The sequence below is a fragment of the Alkalibacterium gilvum genome, assembly GCF_900109085.1.
Lineage (GTDB): Bacteria > Bacillota > Bacilli > Lactobacillales > Carnobacteriaceae_A > Alkalibacterium > Alkalibacterium gilvum.
In genome coordinates this window covers 22,720-36,953 of the sequence record NZ_FNYW01000001.1, presented here as the reverse complement: position 1 = coordinate 36,953, position 14,234 = coordinate 22,720, and the positions used below count along the sequence as shown (strand labels likewise).

General features: G+C 36.7%; 13 protein-coding genes. 1 reads left to right on the top strand and 12 read right to left on the bottom strand.

Annotated features, from left to right (window positions below; genetic code table 11):
- Positions 1–2 precede the first annotated feature (2 nt).
- From BMX83_RS00175 to BMX83_RS00120, 12 genes are all read right to left on the bottom strand, one after another.
- Positions 3–680 carry an ABC transporter ATP-binding protein gene (locus tag BMX83_RS00175; RefSeq protein ID WP_091631664.1) on the bottom strand — a complete coding sequence of 226 codons (678 nt, stop codon included), beginning with the start codon at positions 678–680 and terminating at the stop codon, positions 3–5.
- 9 nt (positions 681–689) lie between these two features.
- Positions 690–1,781, bottom strand: a complete 1,092-nt coding sequence (locus tag BMX83_RS00170) for an ABC transporter permease (protein WP_091631661.1) — start codon at positions 1,779–1,781, stop codon at positions 690–692.
- Between the two features lie 177 nt (positions 1,782–1,958).
- On the bottom strand, positions 1,959–3,839 hold the full coding sequence (locus BMX83_RS00165) for an oligopeptide ABC transporter substrate-binding protein (protein WP_091631659.1): 1,881 nt from the start codon (positions 3,837–3,839) through the stop codon (positions 1,959–1,961).
- Positions 3,840–3,857: 18 nt separating this feature from the next.
- Positions 3,858–4,805: an ABC transporter permease gene (locus BMX83_RS00160; RefSeq protein WP_091631656.1), complete on the bottom strand. Its 948-nt coding sequence runs from the start codon at positions 4,803–4,805 to the stop codon at positions 3,858–3,860.
- 35 nt (positions 4,806–4,840) lie between these two features.
- The gene (locus BMX83_RS00155; RefSeq protein WP_091631654.1) at positions 4,841–5,800 is read right to left on the bottom strand and encodes an ABC transporter permease; all 960 of its coding nucleotides are present in this window, start codon (positions 5,798–5,800) and stop codon (positions 4,841–4,843) included.
- A gap of 2 nt (positions 5,801–5,802) precedes the next feature.
- On the bottom strand, positions 5,803–6,795 hold the full coding sequence (locus tag BMX83_RS00150; protein ID WP_091631651.1) for an ATP-binding cassette domain-containing protein: 993 nt from the start codon (positions 6,793–6,795) through the stop codon (positions 5,803–5,805).
- Between the two features lies 1 nt (position 6,796).
- Entirely contained in the window at positions 6,797–7,801 is a 1,005-nt protein-coding gene (locus tag BMX83_RS00145; RefSeq protein ID WP_091631648.1) for an ABC transporter ATP-binding protein, read from the bottom strand.
- A gap of 232 nt (positions 7,802–8,033) precedes the next feature.
- Positions 8,034–8,273 (bottom strand): acyl carrier protein, encoded by a 240-nt coding sequence (acpP, locus tag BMX83_RS00140; protein ID WP_091631646.1) that lies wholly within the window; start codon positions 8,271–8,273, stop codon positions 8,034–8,036.
- A 172-nt stretch (positions 8,274–8,445) separates the two neighbouring features.
- Positions 8,446–9,450, bottom strand: coding sequence for a phosphate acyltransferase PlsX (gene plsX, locus BMX83_RS00135; RefSeq protein ID WP_091631643.1), 1,005 nt, complete (start codon positions 9,448–9,450; stop codon positions 8,446–8,448).
- Positions 9,451–9,474: 24 nt separating this feature from the next.
- On the bottom strand, positions 9,475–11,508 hold the full coding sequence (gene recG, locus BMX83_RS00130) for an ATP-dependent DNA helicase RecG (RefSeq protein ID WP_177170443.1): 2,034 nt from the start codon (positions 11,506–11,508) through the stop codon (positions 9,475–9,477).
- Between the two features lie 85 nt (positions 11,509–11,593).
- The gene (locus tag BMX83_RS00125) at positions 11,594–13,249 is read right to left on the bottom strand and encodes a DAK2 domain-containing protein (protein WP_091631637.1); all 1,656 of its coding nucleotides are present in this window, start codon (positions 13,247–13,249) and stop codon (positions 11,594–11,596) included.
- 45 nt (positions 13,250–13,294) lie between these two features.
- Positions 13,295–13,660, bottom strand: coding sequence for an Asp23/Gls24 family envelope stress response protein (locus tag BMX83_RS00120; protein ID WP_091631634.1), 366 nt, complete (start codon positions 13,658–13,660; stop codon positions 13,295–13,297).
- Between the two features lie 376 nt (positions 13,661–14,036).
- On the opposite strand from BMX83_RS00120, the gene rpmB reads away from it, so the two are divergent.
- The gene (gene rpmB / locus BMX83_RS00115) at positions 14,037–14,225 is read left to right on the top strand and encodes a 50S ribosomal protein L28 (protein WP_091631631.1); all 189 of its coding nucleotides are present in this window, start codon (positions 14,037–14,039) and stop codon (positions 14,223–14,225) included.
- Positions 14,226–14,234 lie beyond the last annotated feature (9 nt).

Genomic DNA, 14,234 nt, shown 5'->3' with positions numbered 1-14,234 from the left:
GCCTACTCTTCCTGTTTATTTTTTAATACGCCATCTTTCATAACATAAACTGCATCGCACTGCTCTGTTAATCTTTCATCATGGGTAACCATGATTGTTGCTTTATTTTGCTTTTTAGTTTCTCTAGCCAAAATCTTCACTACTTCGAAGGCTCGATCAGTATCCAGACTTGCAGTCGGTTCATCTGCTAGTATTACCGATGGATTATGATACATTGCTCTTGCAATTGCAGCACGCTGCTTTTCTCCTCCAGATAAATCACTTGGATATTTGTTCATTAATTTATTAATCCCAAGTTCAGATAGCAAATTCTCTACCCTTTGTTCGTCAAGCTTAGTTTTTTTTATTTTATTTACTAGCTTCAATTGATCTTTTACTGTTAAAAATGGAATAAGATTGGAAGCCTGTAGAATAAAACCAATCTCATTAAAACGCTTCTTCGCACGTTCCTTTTCATCTAAATTACTAAATTTTTGATCTTTTATAAGCACTTCACCCTCTGTAGGTGATTGTAGTCCTCCTATAATAGTTAAAAACGTACTCTTTCCAGAACCACTAGGGCCTATAATAGCAACAAATTCCCCTCCTTCTACAGAAAAGTTTGTGGGCTTTAATGCTTCTATTGTTTTTCTACCGTCTTGAAACGTTTTATTCACTTCTTTTAATTCAATAAGTTTCATAATTATCTCCTAATCTATTGCTTCTAATGGATCTATATTAACTACTGTCCTGACTGATAAAAAGGCTCCGGCTACGGCAACAGTGATCAGCAAAGCAGTTATTGATAACAAGAATATAAAATTATATTGATGCGGAACGGCAGCCGGTAGGAGTAAACCTGTTAGTAAAGTTAACCCTAACCCTGTAAATACCCCCATGACCGATAGAAGGAATGTCTGCCCTATTACGGATCTGGAAATATAGGCTGATGAAATGCCTTGTGCTTTCATCACGCCGAGAATAGATGATTTTTGTAATGTCAGAACATAAATAAATATCCCAATAATCATCGCTGCAATTAACACCAAAAAGCCAATCATGAGACCAAAAGTAAGTACCTGAGCTGTGTATCCTGGGAGATTAGATATAAATTCGCTTATAGAATAAAGCTCTAGATCATCACTACCAATGTTTACATCCCCAAGTTCCTCAGCATCACTTCTTACAACAATTGCGCTAATTATTTCTTCTTCCCTCTCACCAAATCCGCTAGCCCTAACTTGCTGATAAGTCGGTTGATTTATGTATAATACTGGGCCAACACTAAATTTAGCATTATCAGTAAACCCAACAATTTCAACAGTTAAATCCGCACCAGCTAATGATACTTCATCGCCAATCTCAAAGCCTTCTTCTTCTTTCAAACTTATATTTGCGATAGCTTCTTTGTCCTTATTAAATTCTTCTCCTTCAATTACCTCAGGAAAAATAAATTCTTCTTTATCAACGCCAAAAAAAGTAATATTAACTTTACTCTCTTCGGATGTTTGATTTTCCAGTTGGACAACACTTGGAGCAACACCTACAGATGCTTTTTCAGACGCTTCTATTTCTTCCATTTGCTCTTTATCAAACATTGACATATTTATATTTAAGTTTGACTCATCAGCCAATACAATACCATCAGCATCCCACTTATCTATACTCATACGATTTTCTTGAGCAAGTCCGTATGCTAAGCCTGTTAAAAAATAAACAAGGTAAGCGATCAGTACCACTACTCCAATTATCAATACAAAACGCGTTTTCGAATATTTAATTTCTCTCCATGCCAAAAACATATATAGCCCTCTTCTTCTGTTATTTTGAATTCGAACTTTTAAAAATGAAAGCTCTTAATCTATTGTTCATGTTACATTAATTACATTTCAGGTTCAAATAATATAGATTAAAAAAGCCACTTAGTTATACTAAGTGGCTTTTTATCAAACTATCCATCTTTCAAATCATCTAAAAAATTATTCAGTTGCGCGATCTTCACTGATCAAGTATAGCGTGTGTAAACCTACACCCTCAGTATCAGGATTCTCACCAACAGTGATGTCATAAACACCGACACGGTTGTTAACTGGTGTCACAGCTTTACGGAACAATGTAGGGATGATTGGCAATTCGTCCATGAAGTACTCTTGCCATTCTTTGAATTGTTCTTGACGCCATTCAAGGTCAAAACCTTCCGTACTTGTCATAGCTTCCATATACTCGTCATTTTCTTCTGTTGCCCAACGTGTATAGTTGTATGGTGCTAAACGACCGTACAAGCCTTCAGGGGTTGGATCAAAACCAGTGCTCCAAGCACCTTGATATATATCAATTTCAGGATCATCTGCTTCAACACGATCATAGAAGGAGTTGAATTCATGTAATCTGCCCTCAAGCAATTCAACTTTCAAACCAACACGTTCCCATGACTGCATATAGTACTTAACGATAGGCTCAGCTGTTTCTCCACCAGACATTGATGCAAAGTTAATAACTAATTCTTCGCCTTCTGGTGTTTCACGGATTCCATCACCATCTGTGTCTTCATATCCAGCTTCATCAAGAACTTCATTAGCACGATCTGGATCGAATGGGTATCCTTCTAAGTCTTCATTATAATAGTCAGAGAAGTTAGGGATGATTGGTGAGTTCGCACGACGACGTAAACCTTGGTAATATTTTGCTCCAACAGCATCATTGTCAATAGCATATGCCATAGCTTGTCTCAAGTTCTTATCTGCCATCTTGGAATCAGGATTATAAACGTTTTGAGCTGGCTCTACGATGTTACCGTCTTCGTCTTTTTCAGCTTCTTGCCATTCACCTAGTTTGAAACCAATATATGTGTAAGCTGTATCATCGATACCAAGATTGGTATAACCTGGAATGTTTTCATAGTTCTCAAACTGATCTGTAGGCATGCTCATGAATAAATCATATTGTGCATTTTCCATAGCTGCTACAGCTGTCGTTGTTGGAACAGTTTCTAATTCGATACGATCAATTTTAGGTGCGCCACGGTAATAATCTTCAAACGCTGTGTAAGAAACTGACTCACCAGGTACGATATTATCGACCTTAAATGGTCCAAATCCGATTGGGTTCTCACGAATTTCTGGAGCTGATTCCAATTCAGCAACCGGGACATCTTCCAGATAATGACGAGGTGCAGCGTATGACCACACACCACCACCAGCTTGAAGCATTTGAACTCCAACTGTTTGATATTCGATTTCAACTGTTTTATCGTCTACAATAGTGATACCTTCGATAGAGTCAGTAGCACCATCTTTATATTCTTCCATACCCACAATATTAGCAAAGTCTCCACTATAACGAACGCCTGTATACTCAGGATGACCTATGATTTCATAGGCAAAAGCTATATCACCTGCTGTTACGGGTTCTCCATCATGCCATAAAACATCGTCTTTTAGCGTGATCGTTACTTTATTTGCATCTTGGTCCAAGTCAAATGAAGCGGCACCAGAGTCATCGATTTGATAGTTTTCATCATATCCAAATAGCGTACCCATCGTATATGACATAATATCTGCATCAGGGTTACCAGTATATAATTCCCAACTGAATATTCCTGTGAATGGTGAGTCAGAAACGTATCCAATGCTCAATGTCCCACCATCAATAGGCTCACCTTCATTTTCAACACGCTGATCAAATGTAACAGGTTCTGCTTCATCCCCGGGTGAAGCATTTTCATCAGTGTTTTCAGAAGTATCAGATCCGTTACCTGAATTCCCTGTATTATCGTCGGTATCCCCATTACCACAAGCTGCCAAAATAAATGCAACGGCTGCAGTACTTGCTAGCATGCTATATCTTTTCTTGTTTGACATATTAACTCTCCCCTTTTCTTATCCTAATCTTTGTTTTGCGTCTGCTGCACGCTGTAGCGCACGGCCGACATAGTTTATACACAGCACCAACACAAGTATTAAGGTTGAAGCTGGTAACCAAACCCAAGCTTTATTTTCCAGAATATCTGGATTAGTGGCATAGGAAACTAATGTACCTAAACTTGGTGTTCCGGTTGGTAGACCAAACCCAAGATAAGATAGCCCTGTTTCTAAGCCGATACTGCCTGCAAAGTTCAAAGTCAAGTTAACTATGATTAATGAACTTATATTTGGCATCATTTCGCGAAGCATAATAACGATTGACGGTGTTCCCATTGTTTTGGAAGCACTTATAAAGTCTAGTCGTCCTACAGTTAATGCACGTCCACGAATAAATCGTGCCTGTCCGTGCCAGTTAAATAATATCAATATACCCGCGAATGTAGCCACATTATAATTAGGTACAATGGTTACGAATATAATAATAATCATTAATTGTGGAAGTATTGTAATGAAATCGATAATACGCATTACTATATTATCGACTAGACCTGCATAATATGCAGCAAGTATTCCGACAACAATACCAATAGCGCTGGTAACAACCGTTACCGTCCACCCAAGAAGCAACGAATTACGTGCCCCGATTAACAGTAGACCAAAAATATCACGTCCAGCTGAATCTGTTCCTAATATATATCTGGTTCCCTCAAACATAGGATCTTCACTCATAGCCATAGGCGGTAAATAAGAGTCCCATAGACTAACAGTCTGTACGACATCCTGATCAATTATAAATGACCAGATAAATACGGTCCCTAATATAGCTATCAACAAAATCAACGAGAACAATGCAAGCTTATCTCTCATAAATTCACGTACAATGACTTTAAATCCCATCGGTGGGGCAGAAGTGGCCTTATCTTCAGATAAAACTGCAGCTTCTGCATCTTTATTTGTTGCCATAAGATATATTCATTCCTTCCTTTAAAAGCTATTAATTAATCAATACGGATACGCGGATCAACGGCCATAAGAATTACGTCAGATAACAATGTTCCTATTAAACCTAAGAAACCATAGAACAAAGCAAGAACAAATATGACGCTGTAATCCCTTGTATTGATTGATTGGAGGAACAAATACCCCATTCCACGGTACGTAAAAATCTTTTCAATAAAAATGGATCCTGTAAATAAGCTTACGATGGTGAAACCAAATCCAGAGGCAATGGGTAAGGAAGCATTCCTAAATATATGCTTAGTATACACTTTTTGTATAGGTACACCTTTAGATCGGGCTGTTTTAACATAATCAGAAACTTTCGCATCAATAATCTCACTTCGCAAATACTGTATAATTGAGGTTGTCCCAAGTATAGCCGTGGTTATTGAAGGTAACAGTAAGTGATAAAGCTGACTCATCCATTTATCCCACTGGGTAACTGCATTAACACTAATACTACCACGGGCTGGGAACCAATTTAAGTTATATCCAAATACCCAAACCATAAGAAGTGCTAAAACAAAAATTGGAACAGCAAAACTTACAAAGTTATAAACCAGAACGGTCTTATCTAAAATTGATTCATTGTATCGTCCAGCCAAAATCCCTAAAGGCAGACCAATTAAATAAGTTAAAATAATTGATAGCAATGATAATCTTATTGTATTTCCCATTCTTCCAGCAATAACTGCTGTTACAGGTTGTTGGTAGTTGAAACTACGACCAAAGTCTCCCTGAAGGGCGTTCTTCATCCATCTTACATATTTGACTGGGAGCGGATCATTTAATCCATATGCCTCCCTCATAGCATCAAGTTGAGCAGGATCTAAATTGGGATCGACTAGTCCAGTAAACGGATCCCCCGGCATAAAATCAGCAAGAATAAAAATCAAAATACTCAATATAAGGATTTGAGGAATCATTAAGAGTACACGTCTAATAATTGTTTTCCACATGATTAATTTCCGCCTCCCGTATTGACATTTTCATTTTGCAGAGATGCATTAGGTTCTTCCGGTTTTAAGGCTACATAGTGCTCTTCATCATATCGCTGAAGATCATATACACGTCCCTTAGGATCGTAGTAATCCGTTTCTTGAGCATCATATTCTGCTTCCACTCTTTGTCTTTCTACTTTGTGTGCCGCACGCGTTGTAGGATCCATATCTGGTATGGCCGATAATAAACGTTTCGTATAGATATGCTGCGGATTCTTGTAAATTTCTTCTTTTGATCCTTGTTCAACAAACCGTCCTCTATGCATAATAGCTATGTCATCTGACATATGTTGAACAACACCTAGATCGTGTGAAATAAAGAGATAACTCAGATCATATTCTTTCTGAATACGTCTCATGAAGTTAAGTACTTGAGCTTGTACTGATAAATCTAGCGCTGAAGTCGGTTCATCTGCAATGATCAATTTTGGATCACTCGCAACCGCTCGGGCAACTCCGATTCTCTGTCTCTGCCCTCCTGAGAATTCATGAGGATATTTATACATAGCTTCGGCATTCATGCCCACAATCTCCAACAAATCAGCAACTCTCTTTTTAGTTTCTTGTGGTGTGTAATTGAAGTAGTTACGCATCGGTTCCGACATAACATCAATAATTCGTTTTTTAGGATTCATGGATGACGTAGCATCTTGAAAAATCATCTGAATATCTTTATTATAATTTTCGAATTTCTTGTTTCTACTGCGTGCTTTATTTGTGACATCTTCACCTTCATAAAGAATCTTTCCGGATGTCGCTTTTTCAAGCCCAATGATTGTTTTACCAATCGTTGTTTTACCAGAGCCAGATTCTCCTACCAAGCCATACGTTTTTCCGCTTTCAATAGATAGGTTAACCCCATCAACTGCTTTAACATGATCTTGAACCCGATTTAACACACCACCACGTATTGGATAATGTACTTTAAGGTCTCGTACTTCTAAAAACCCCATATTATTCATCCTCCCCTTCAAAGTGGAAATGTTTCCAGCACGTACATCTCACTTTGTGGTTAGGACTAATTTCATGTAAGACTGGATTCTCTTCGTGTGAGTCTTCTGGTATCCACGGAATTCGCGGAGCAAATCGGCATCCTTTTCTTGGTAGCTTCTGTAATGACGGAACTGTTCCATGTATAACATGCAATTCATCATCATCATCTTCCAACTCATGTGGTATAGAGTTCAACAAAGACCGCGTATATGGATGTTTAGGATTGGCAAACAATTCTTCAACGGGTGCCTCTTCCACTATTTGACCTGCGTACATTACAGCTACTCTATCGGCTGTTTCAGCAACTACACCTAGGTCATGTGTAATTAAAATTATTCCAGAGCCTGTTTCATCTTGTATATCAACCATTAAATCAAGAATTTGAGCCTGAATGGTTACATCTAAAGCAGTCGTTGGTTCATCTGCTATAATTACTGGTGGCTTATTGGCTAAAGCAATTGCAATAACTACTCTTTGTCTCATCCCGCCAGACAACTCATGTGGATAATTCTTCATGATTTGTTCAGGTCTTGGTATTCCAACCTGATTCAATAATTCCAACACTCTAGCTCTTCTTTGTTCTTCATTTAAATCTGAATGATATTCAAGGGATTCTGAGATTTGATTATAAATCGTCATTAATGGATTCAATGATCCAAGCGGATCTTGGAAAATCATTCCTATGTCATTTCCTCTAATACGGTTATACAACTTTTCATTTAAATCAAGAAGGTTTAAATCCTTATAGATTACTTCACCTTTGATTTCAGTGTTTTTCGGATCGTGCAGCCCCATAATTGATGTCGCCAGGGTGGATTTTCCACATCCTGATTCTCCTACAATAGCCAGTATTTCATTATTTTCTAATGTTAATGAAACATCATCTACTGCATTATGGTATACATCTCCAAAACGAAAACCTGTTTCCAAGTTGTTAACCTCTAACAAACTACGTTCGACGGCCACTACTTAACCTCCTATACTTTCCTTCTATTAAAATTTAATAGTACTTTTCCATAGAAGATTACTAAACTATCACTATTTTCTAATTAAAAGTTTAATAATATAAATCGAATTATACACGCTTTTCATTAACATATCAATGCTTTATTCTAATTTTATAACAATTAGTTTAAAATCAAAACATTTTTTATCATTTTACTCTCATTATATTATAACAGTTAGAAACGAAATTTTTTTATAAATTAGAATGTACAAAATCTACCGCTTTTCCAACCGTGGTAATTTGTTCAGCTTCTTCGTCAGAAATTTCTCTGCCAAAAGTATCTTCCATTTCCATAACAAGCTCTACAACATCTAAAGAATCGGCACCCAAATCATCCTGGAAAGATGTATCTCTGGAAATCTTATCTTTATCAGCACCTAATCTTTCGACAATTATTGCTTCTATTTTTTCATATACTTCTTCTTTTGTCATTTTCTTCGCTCCTTATAAGAATAATAAAATCCGTTAGTTATTTTTCATAAGACTATTACCAAATTATCATTTAATAGGCAATTGTAATTGTATCGTATTCATTTTGTAATTTCCATCTTTTTTTGGTAATTTATAATTTCATTCACAACTTTAACTAATTATATTGATCGCTTTAGTCATTGCTCTGTTCAAAATATTCAATCAATTCTTCAAGCACATGCGATGAAAGCATATCTCTCGTTTGTCGAATGGTATGATAAACAGGTTCTTGTGTAGCAGATCCGTGCGTTTTAATTACCGGTGCTTTGACCCCAAACAAGACAGCTCCGCCGTGCTTAGAATAATCTAATAGATCCTTCACATTTTTTAAACTATCTTTGAGTAATAGACCACCGACTTTAGCTTTCATCCCATTATTATAGATGGAGTCTTTCAAGATATTCATCATTGAAATCGCAGTACCTTCAATTGTTTTTAAAACAGCATTTCCTGTGAAACCATCTGTAACAATTACATCTGCTACGCCATTTAATAACTCTCTCGCTTCTATATTTCCTATAAACTCTATCTCAGTATTCTTTTCAAGTAATTGATAGGCTTCTTTTGTAAGCATACTTCCTTTATTGTCTTCTGTTCCATTATTCAGCAAGCCAACTGTGGGCTTTTCTTTTCCATGAACACGTTTGGAGTATAATGTTCCAAGCGTTGCGTATTGATTAATGTTTAAAGGTTTTGAATCGGCATTGGCACCTACATCAATCATATGGAAGACAGATTCCTCATCAGCGAGTGACGGAAAAGTAGCTAACAGTCCGGGTCTGTCGACACCTTTCATTCTTCCAATCAATAACGTTCCTGCTGCTAATAAAGCTCCGGTATTCCCAGCTGAAAACAAGGCGTCATTTTCTCCTTTTTTTACTGACAAAGCTGCTTTTACCATTGACGCTTCTTTTTTTCTTCTTATAGAACGTACTGGATCATCTTCACTTAATATTTTTTCATCAGTGTGTACAATCTCTATATTTCCGATCTCTTCAGTAAGCTCTTTACGAATAAGAGATTCTTTTCCGTAAAGGATAAGTGTAATATCACTAAATTCTTTCGCAGCTTTAATACACCCTTTAACTATTTCAGATGGCGCATTGTCCCCACCCATTGCATCTACCGCTATTCTCATATATATCCTCCTTAAATATAAAATCTAATCTAAAAACATGACATTATCTTCTGTGATTCCCAAATCATCTCTTAAAGCAGTATAGGCCTCATCGGTATAGAACGCCCTTGTTTGAATCAATTGTTGGGCTGCTTTTCTCGCTTTTTCCAATATGTCAAAGTCCTCAACAATGTCACCTACCTTAAACTCCGGTAGTCCTGATTGTTTTTTCCCAAAAATATCACCTGAACCACGCATCTCAAGATCACGTTGACTCAATACAAATCCATCAGTTGTTTCAGATACAATTTGCATCCGTTCGGCTCCTTTTTCTCCCTTAGGATCCGCAATCAGAATACAATAGGATTCTTGTTCCCCTCGCCCTACACGTCCTCTAAGTTGATGAAGCTGAGCTAAGCCAAATCTATCGGCATCGTGAATAATCATTAATGTTGCATTTGATACGTTTACCCCAACTTCAATAACCGTAGTTGAAACAAGAACTTGTATTTCGTTTCTCTGAAATTTTTCCATGATAGCCTCTTTTTCAGCTGCTGGCATTTTCCCATGCAACAATCCGACGGTACGCTTTTTTCCAAGAATTTCCTGGTACATATGATATAGAGCCGTTGCATTTTCAACATCCATCATTTCTGATTCCTCTATTAAAGGACTAATGACATAAACTTGATGTCCTTTGGCTAATTCATTATTTAAAAAATTAGTCATACGATCAAAATGCTTCGGACGTATCCAATACGTTTTGATTGGTTTCCTTCCTAAAGGCATCTCATCAATAATTGAAACATCCATTTCACCATATGTCGTAATAGAAAGTGTTCTAGGGATAGGAGTAGCTGTCATAAAGAGTACATCAGGGTTTTGTCCTTTTTCTCTTAAGACTTTTCTCTGATTCACCCCAAAGCGGTGTTGCTCATCAGTAATAACTAAACCAAGTGATTCAAAAAGTACATCTTCTTGAATCAATGCATGAGTGCCGATGAGACAATCTATCTCCCCTTTACTTAATTGTTCAAGGATTTCATTTCGTTCTTTTCGCTTGGTAGAACCGGTAAGAAGCGCTATGTTTATCTCCGTCTTATCAAACATTTCATCTAACGATTGCTTATGCTGCGTTGCTAAAATTTCTGTTGGGGCCATCAAGGCTGATTGTTTCTCAGCAGATTTTGCTGCTAGAATAGCAGAGGCAGCGACTACCGTTTTTCCACTACCGACATCCCCTTGAATAAGTCTAAACATCTGACCTTCTGTCTTTAAATCCTTACATACTTCATTTACCACTCTTTTTTGTGCAGCCGTTAATTCATAGGGAAGTGAGTCAAAAAAAGTAATGAGTTGTTTAACATCATAATCAATCTTTTGTCCGTTGCGGTTCATTTTCATTTGTTTTTTCAACCATATCATTTTTAGCTGGTAAGAAAAAAACTCTCTAAATATTACAGAATATCTTGCTTGTTCTATTTCCCTATCTTTTGTAGGAAAATGCATAAAATAGATCATATCCTTAAATGACATTAAATGATACTTTTGACGCAAGGTTTCCGGAAAGTCTTCTGGTATAACCTCACTATACTTTTCCCAAGCTTTTTTTATGAGTTGAAAAATCGTCGATTGTCTAATTTTCTTTGAAGTATGATAAATAGCTTCTTGACTACTCGTTGAATGAGAAGAGAGAATCTTGATGCCGCTCAACTGTTTCCTAGTTGCATCCCATTTACCAAATATTTTGATCTCTTTCCCTGCTTCAATTTGTTTTTTTAAATAAGGTTGATTAAAAAATGTAACTGGAACGATAACATGGTCACAGTTTATGCGAAAAGATAGCCTGTTTCTCTTTCTTCCAAAATATGAGACCGTTCCTTCTGATATTGCGATACCTTCAAGAACTACTTTTTCATTGTCTTCGATTTGCTCAATCGATTTAGTTGTCAAGTCTTCAAAACGAAAAGGGTAATAAGTTAGTAAATCTCTAATCGTCTTTATCCCTAGTTCACTTAATGCCTCGGCTCTTTTATCTCCAACACCACTTAAACTGGTTACCATGTCATCGATTGACAGTATCATTACTTCTCTCCTTTCTACCCAAATAAAGAAAAATAGAGAAAACAACAACGACTTAAGTTGCTTCTCTATTTGTATCTTTTTATTCTACAGAGATGAGATAAGGATATACCGGCTGTCCACCGTTATGAATTTCAACTTCGATATCGTCGTATTCATCTTCTAAAATTTCAGCAAATTTCTCTGCTTCTTTTTGAGAACCTTCTTCTCCTATTAGTATCGTCACAATTTCACTTTCATCATCGAACATAGCTTTAATTGTTTTTATAGTGACCTCAAACAAATCGGGATCGGTGACCTTAATGTCCCCATCAATTATCCCCATATAATGATCTTTCTTTATTTCCAGACCATTCAACTCAGTATCTCTTACTGCAAATGTTACTTGACCAGATTTAACCATATCAATTTCATCTGTCATTGACGTTTGGTTTGCATTCATATCCATAGTTGGATTATATCCAAGCATCGCAGTAAGTCCTTGTTGAATCGTTCGAGTGGCTACGACAGCTGCTTTTGCTTCTACAACAGCAACGGCTTGTTCTGCTGCCATAAAGATGTTCTTATTATTTGGAAGAATAATATACTGCTTCGCAGGGACTTTCTCCATCGCCTTTACGATATCTTCAGTACTTGGATTCATGGTTTGTCCACCTTGGAGTACATAATCTACTCCCAGGCTTTCAAACAATTTTTTAAGTCCTGCTCCTGGTGCAATAGCAATGACCGCAAATTCTTTTTCTTCCTTGACTTGACTCTCTTCATCTTCTGCTAATGCAGAGTGTTGTTCACGCATATTATCAACTTTTATTTTTAACAGTGAACCAAATTTCTGACCATAGTTCATTACTTTGCCTGGACGCTCTGTATGAACGTGAACTTTAATAATTTCATCATCCGCAACAACTAGTAAAGAATCGCCTAGCTCATTTAAGTAATTACGAAACTCATCATAGTCAAATTCTTTTTCTACTGTTTCGCCTTCACCAATTTTCACCATGATTTCTGTACAGTATCCATAAGTAATATCCTCAGTGCTCACATGTTCATGTACACCACTTCTATGATGTTCAGCACGTACCAATTCATCTAGGTTAGGATCATTATCTTCGCTCGGTTTTTCTCCGGTCAAAGATGACAGGAAGCCTTCATATATATATACAAGCCCCTGCCCGCCGCTATCTACAACACCTACTTCTTTTAAAACAGGCAATAATTCAGGTGTTTTCTTTAGTGAGCGTTTCGCTGCTTCTAAAACTGTTTCCATTAGTTCAATGACATCATCAGTTTCTTCTGACTTTTTCATTCCTGTCTTGGCAGATTCTCTAGCAACTGTCAGAATAGTACCTTCTACTGGTTTCATTACCGCATTATACGCTGTGTCCACACCAGACTGAAAAGCTTGTGCTAAATCTTGTGCATTAGCTGTTTCTTTACCTTCTAACGCTTTTGAAAAACCTCTGAATAACTGAGATAAAATAACCCCAGAATTTCCTCTTGCTCCCATCAAAAGCCCTTTAGCTAGTGCTTTCGTTACATCTCCAATATTTTCGTTAGATATCTCTTTTACTGCATCAGCTCCACTCGTAAATGAGAGGTTCATATTTGTTCCTGTATCACCATCCGGTACAGGAAATACATTTAGAGAATTCACATATTCTGTATGTTCATCCAGGCGCTGTCTACCAACAGCTACCATTTCTTTAAACTTCTTTGCTTTCAAACTATTAACATCCACTTTTTCAATATCCTCCTTTGTCATTTTCAAAAAAATGACGTTGGCTTAAAAATCTTTTTGAACTCTAACGCCCTGAACGAACACATTAACAGAACTCGCTTTAATACCTAAATCATGTTCAAGCTGATAACCTACTCGTTCTTGAACATTCTTTGATACTTCAGTAATTTTTGTCCCATAACTAACGATAATATAGACGTCTACAGCTATATTTTCTTCTTCCTGTCTAACTACAACACCTTTAGAATAATTTTCTCTATATAGTATTTCATTTATACCGTCTCTTACTTGATTACGACTTGCCATACCTACAATACCAAAAATTTCCGTTGCAGCACCACCTACTACAGTAGATATAACCTCACTAGACATTTCGATATTTCCATATTCTGTATTTAATTGGACAGTCATTTTATAAATCTCCTTTCATACTTTGAAATTATTTTCAAAACGATTGCTTTTCTCTGATATTCAAACATATTTTAGCATATTCTAACTGATAAAAAAAGACAGGCTCCTATTCCTAAGCATACATCTCTATTCTAAAGTGAATATCACACTTTTTATTCACACTCTATCTAGTATACACTGTAATCGTTAGATTTTGTAGGGAGTATTGTAGTTTAATGCAGAAAAAGTATTTTTATTGAGCCTTTATCGTCACTTGTAAAGGGTATTTACTTGATCCTTTTATTAAAAATTCCTTGCTTCATGTTTCTAAATATGATACCTTATATAAGTATGAATTAGCTTTTTATTTGAGCTAGGCACGAAGGAGGAGAAAAGAATGGCTAAAGAATGTTTTGTAACTGGACGTAAAGCTAGAAGCGGAAATAATCGCTCTCATGCTAATAATAAATCTAAACGTACCTTCAATGCGAACTTGCAAAAAGTACGTATAATGGTTGATGGTAGACCTAAAAAAGTTTGGGTTTCTGCTCGCGCTTTGAAATCAGGAAAAGTTGAACGCGTTTAAAACGCTAAA

Coding starts and splice junctions, on each gene's coding strand:
- BMX83_RS00175 (WP_091631664.1), bottom strand. CDS start 680: ATGAAACTTATTGAATTAAAAGAAGTGAATAAAACGTTTCAAGACGGT.
- BMX83_RS00170 (WP_091631661.1), bottom strand. CDS start 1,781: ATGTTTTTGGCATGGAGAGAAATTAAATATTCGAAAACGCGTTTTGTA.
- BMX83_RS00165 (WP_091631659.1), bottom strand. CDS start 3,839: ATGTCAAACAAGAAAAGATATAGCATGCTAGCAAGTACTGCAGCCGTT.
- BMX83_RS00160 (WP_091631656.1), bottom strand. CDS start 4,805: ATGGCAACAAATAAAGATGCAGAAGCTGCAGTTTTATCTGAAGATAAG.
- BMX83_RS00155 (WP_091631654.1), bottom strand. CDS start 5,800: ATGTGGAAAACAATTATTAGACGTGTACTCTTAATGATTCCTCAAATC.
- BMX83_RS00150 (WP_091631651.1), bottom strand. CDS start 6,795: ATGGGGTTTTTAGAAGTACGAGACCTTAAAGTACATTATCCAATACGT.
- acpP (WP_091631646.1), bottom strand. CDS start 8,273: ATGACAAAAGAAGAAGTATATGAAAAAATAGAAGCAATAATTGTCGAA.
- plsX (WP_091631643.1), bottom strand. CDS start 9,450: ATGAGAATAGCGGTAGATGCAATGGGTGGGGACAATGCGCCATCTGAA.
- BMX83_RS00120 (WP_091631634.1), bottom strand. CDS start 13,660: ATGACTGTCCAATTAAATACAGAATATGGAAATATCGAAATGTCTAGT.
- rpmB (WP_091631631.1), top strand. CDS start 14,037: ATGGCTAAAGAATGTTTTGTAACTGGACGTAAAGCTAGAAGCGGAAAT.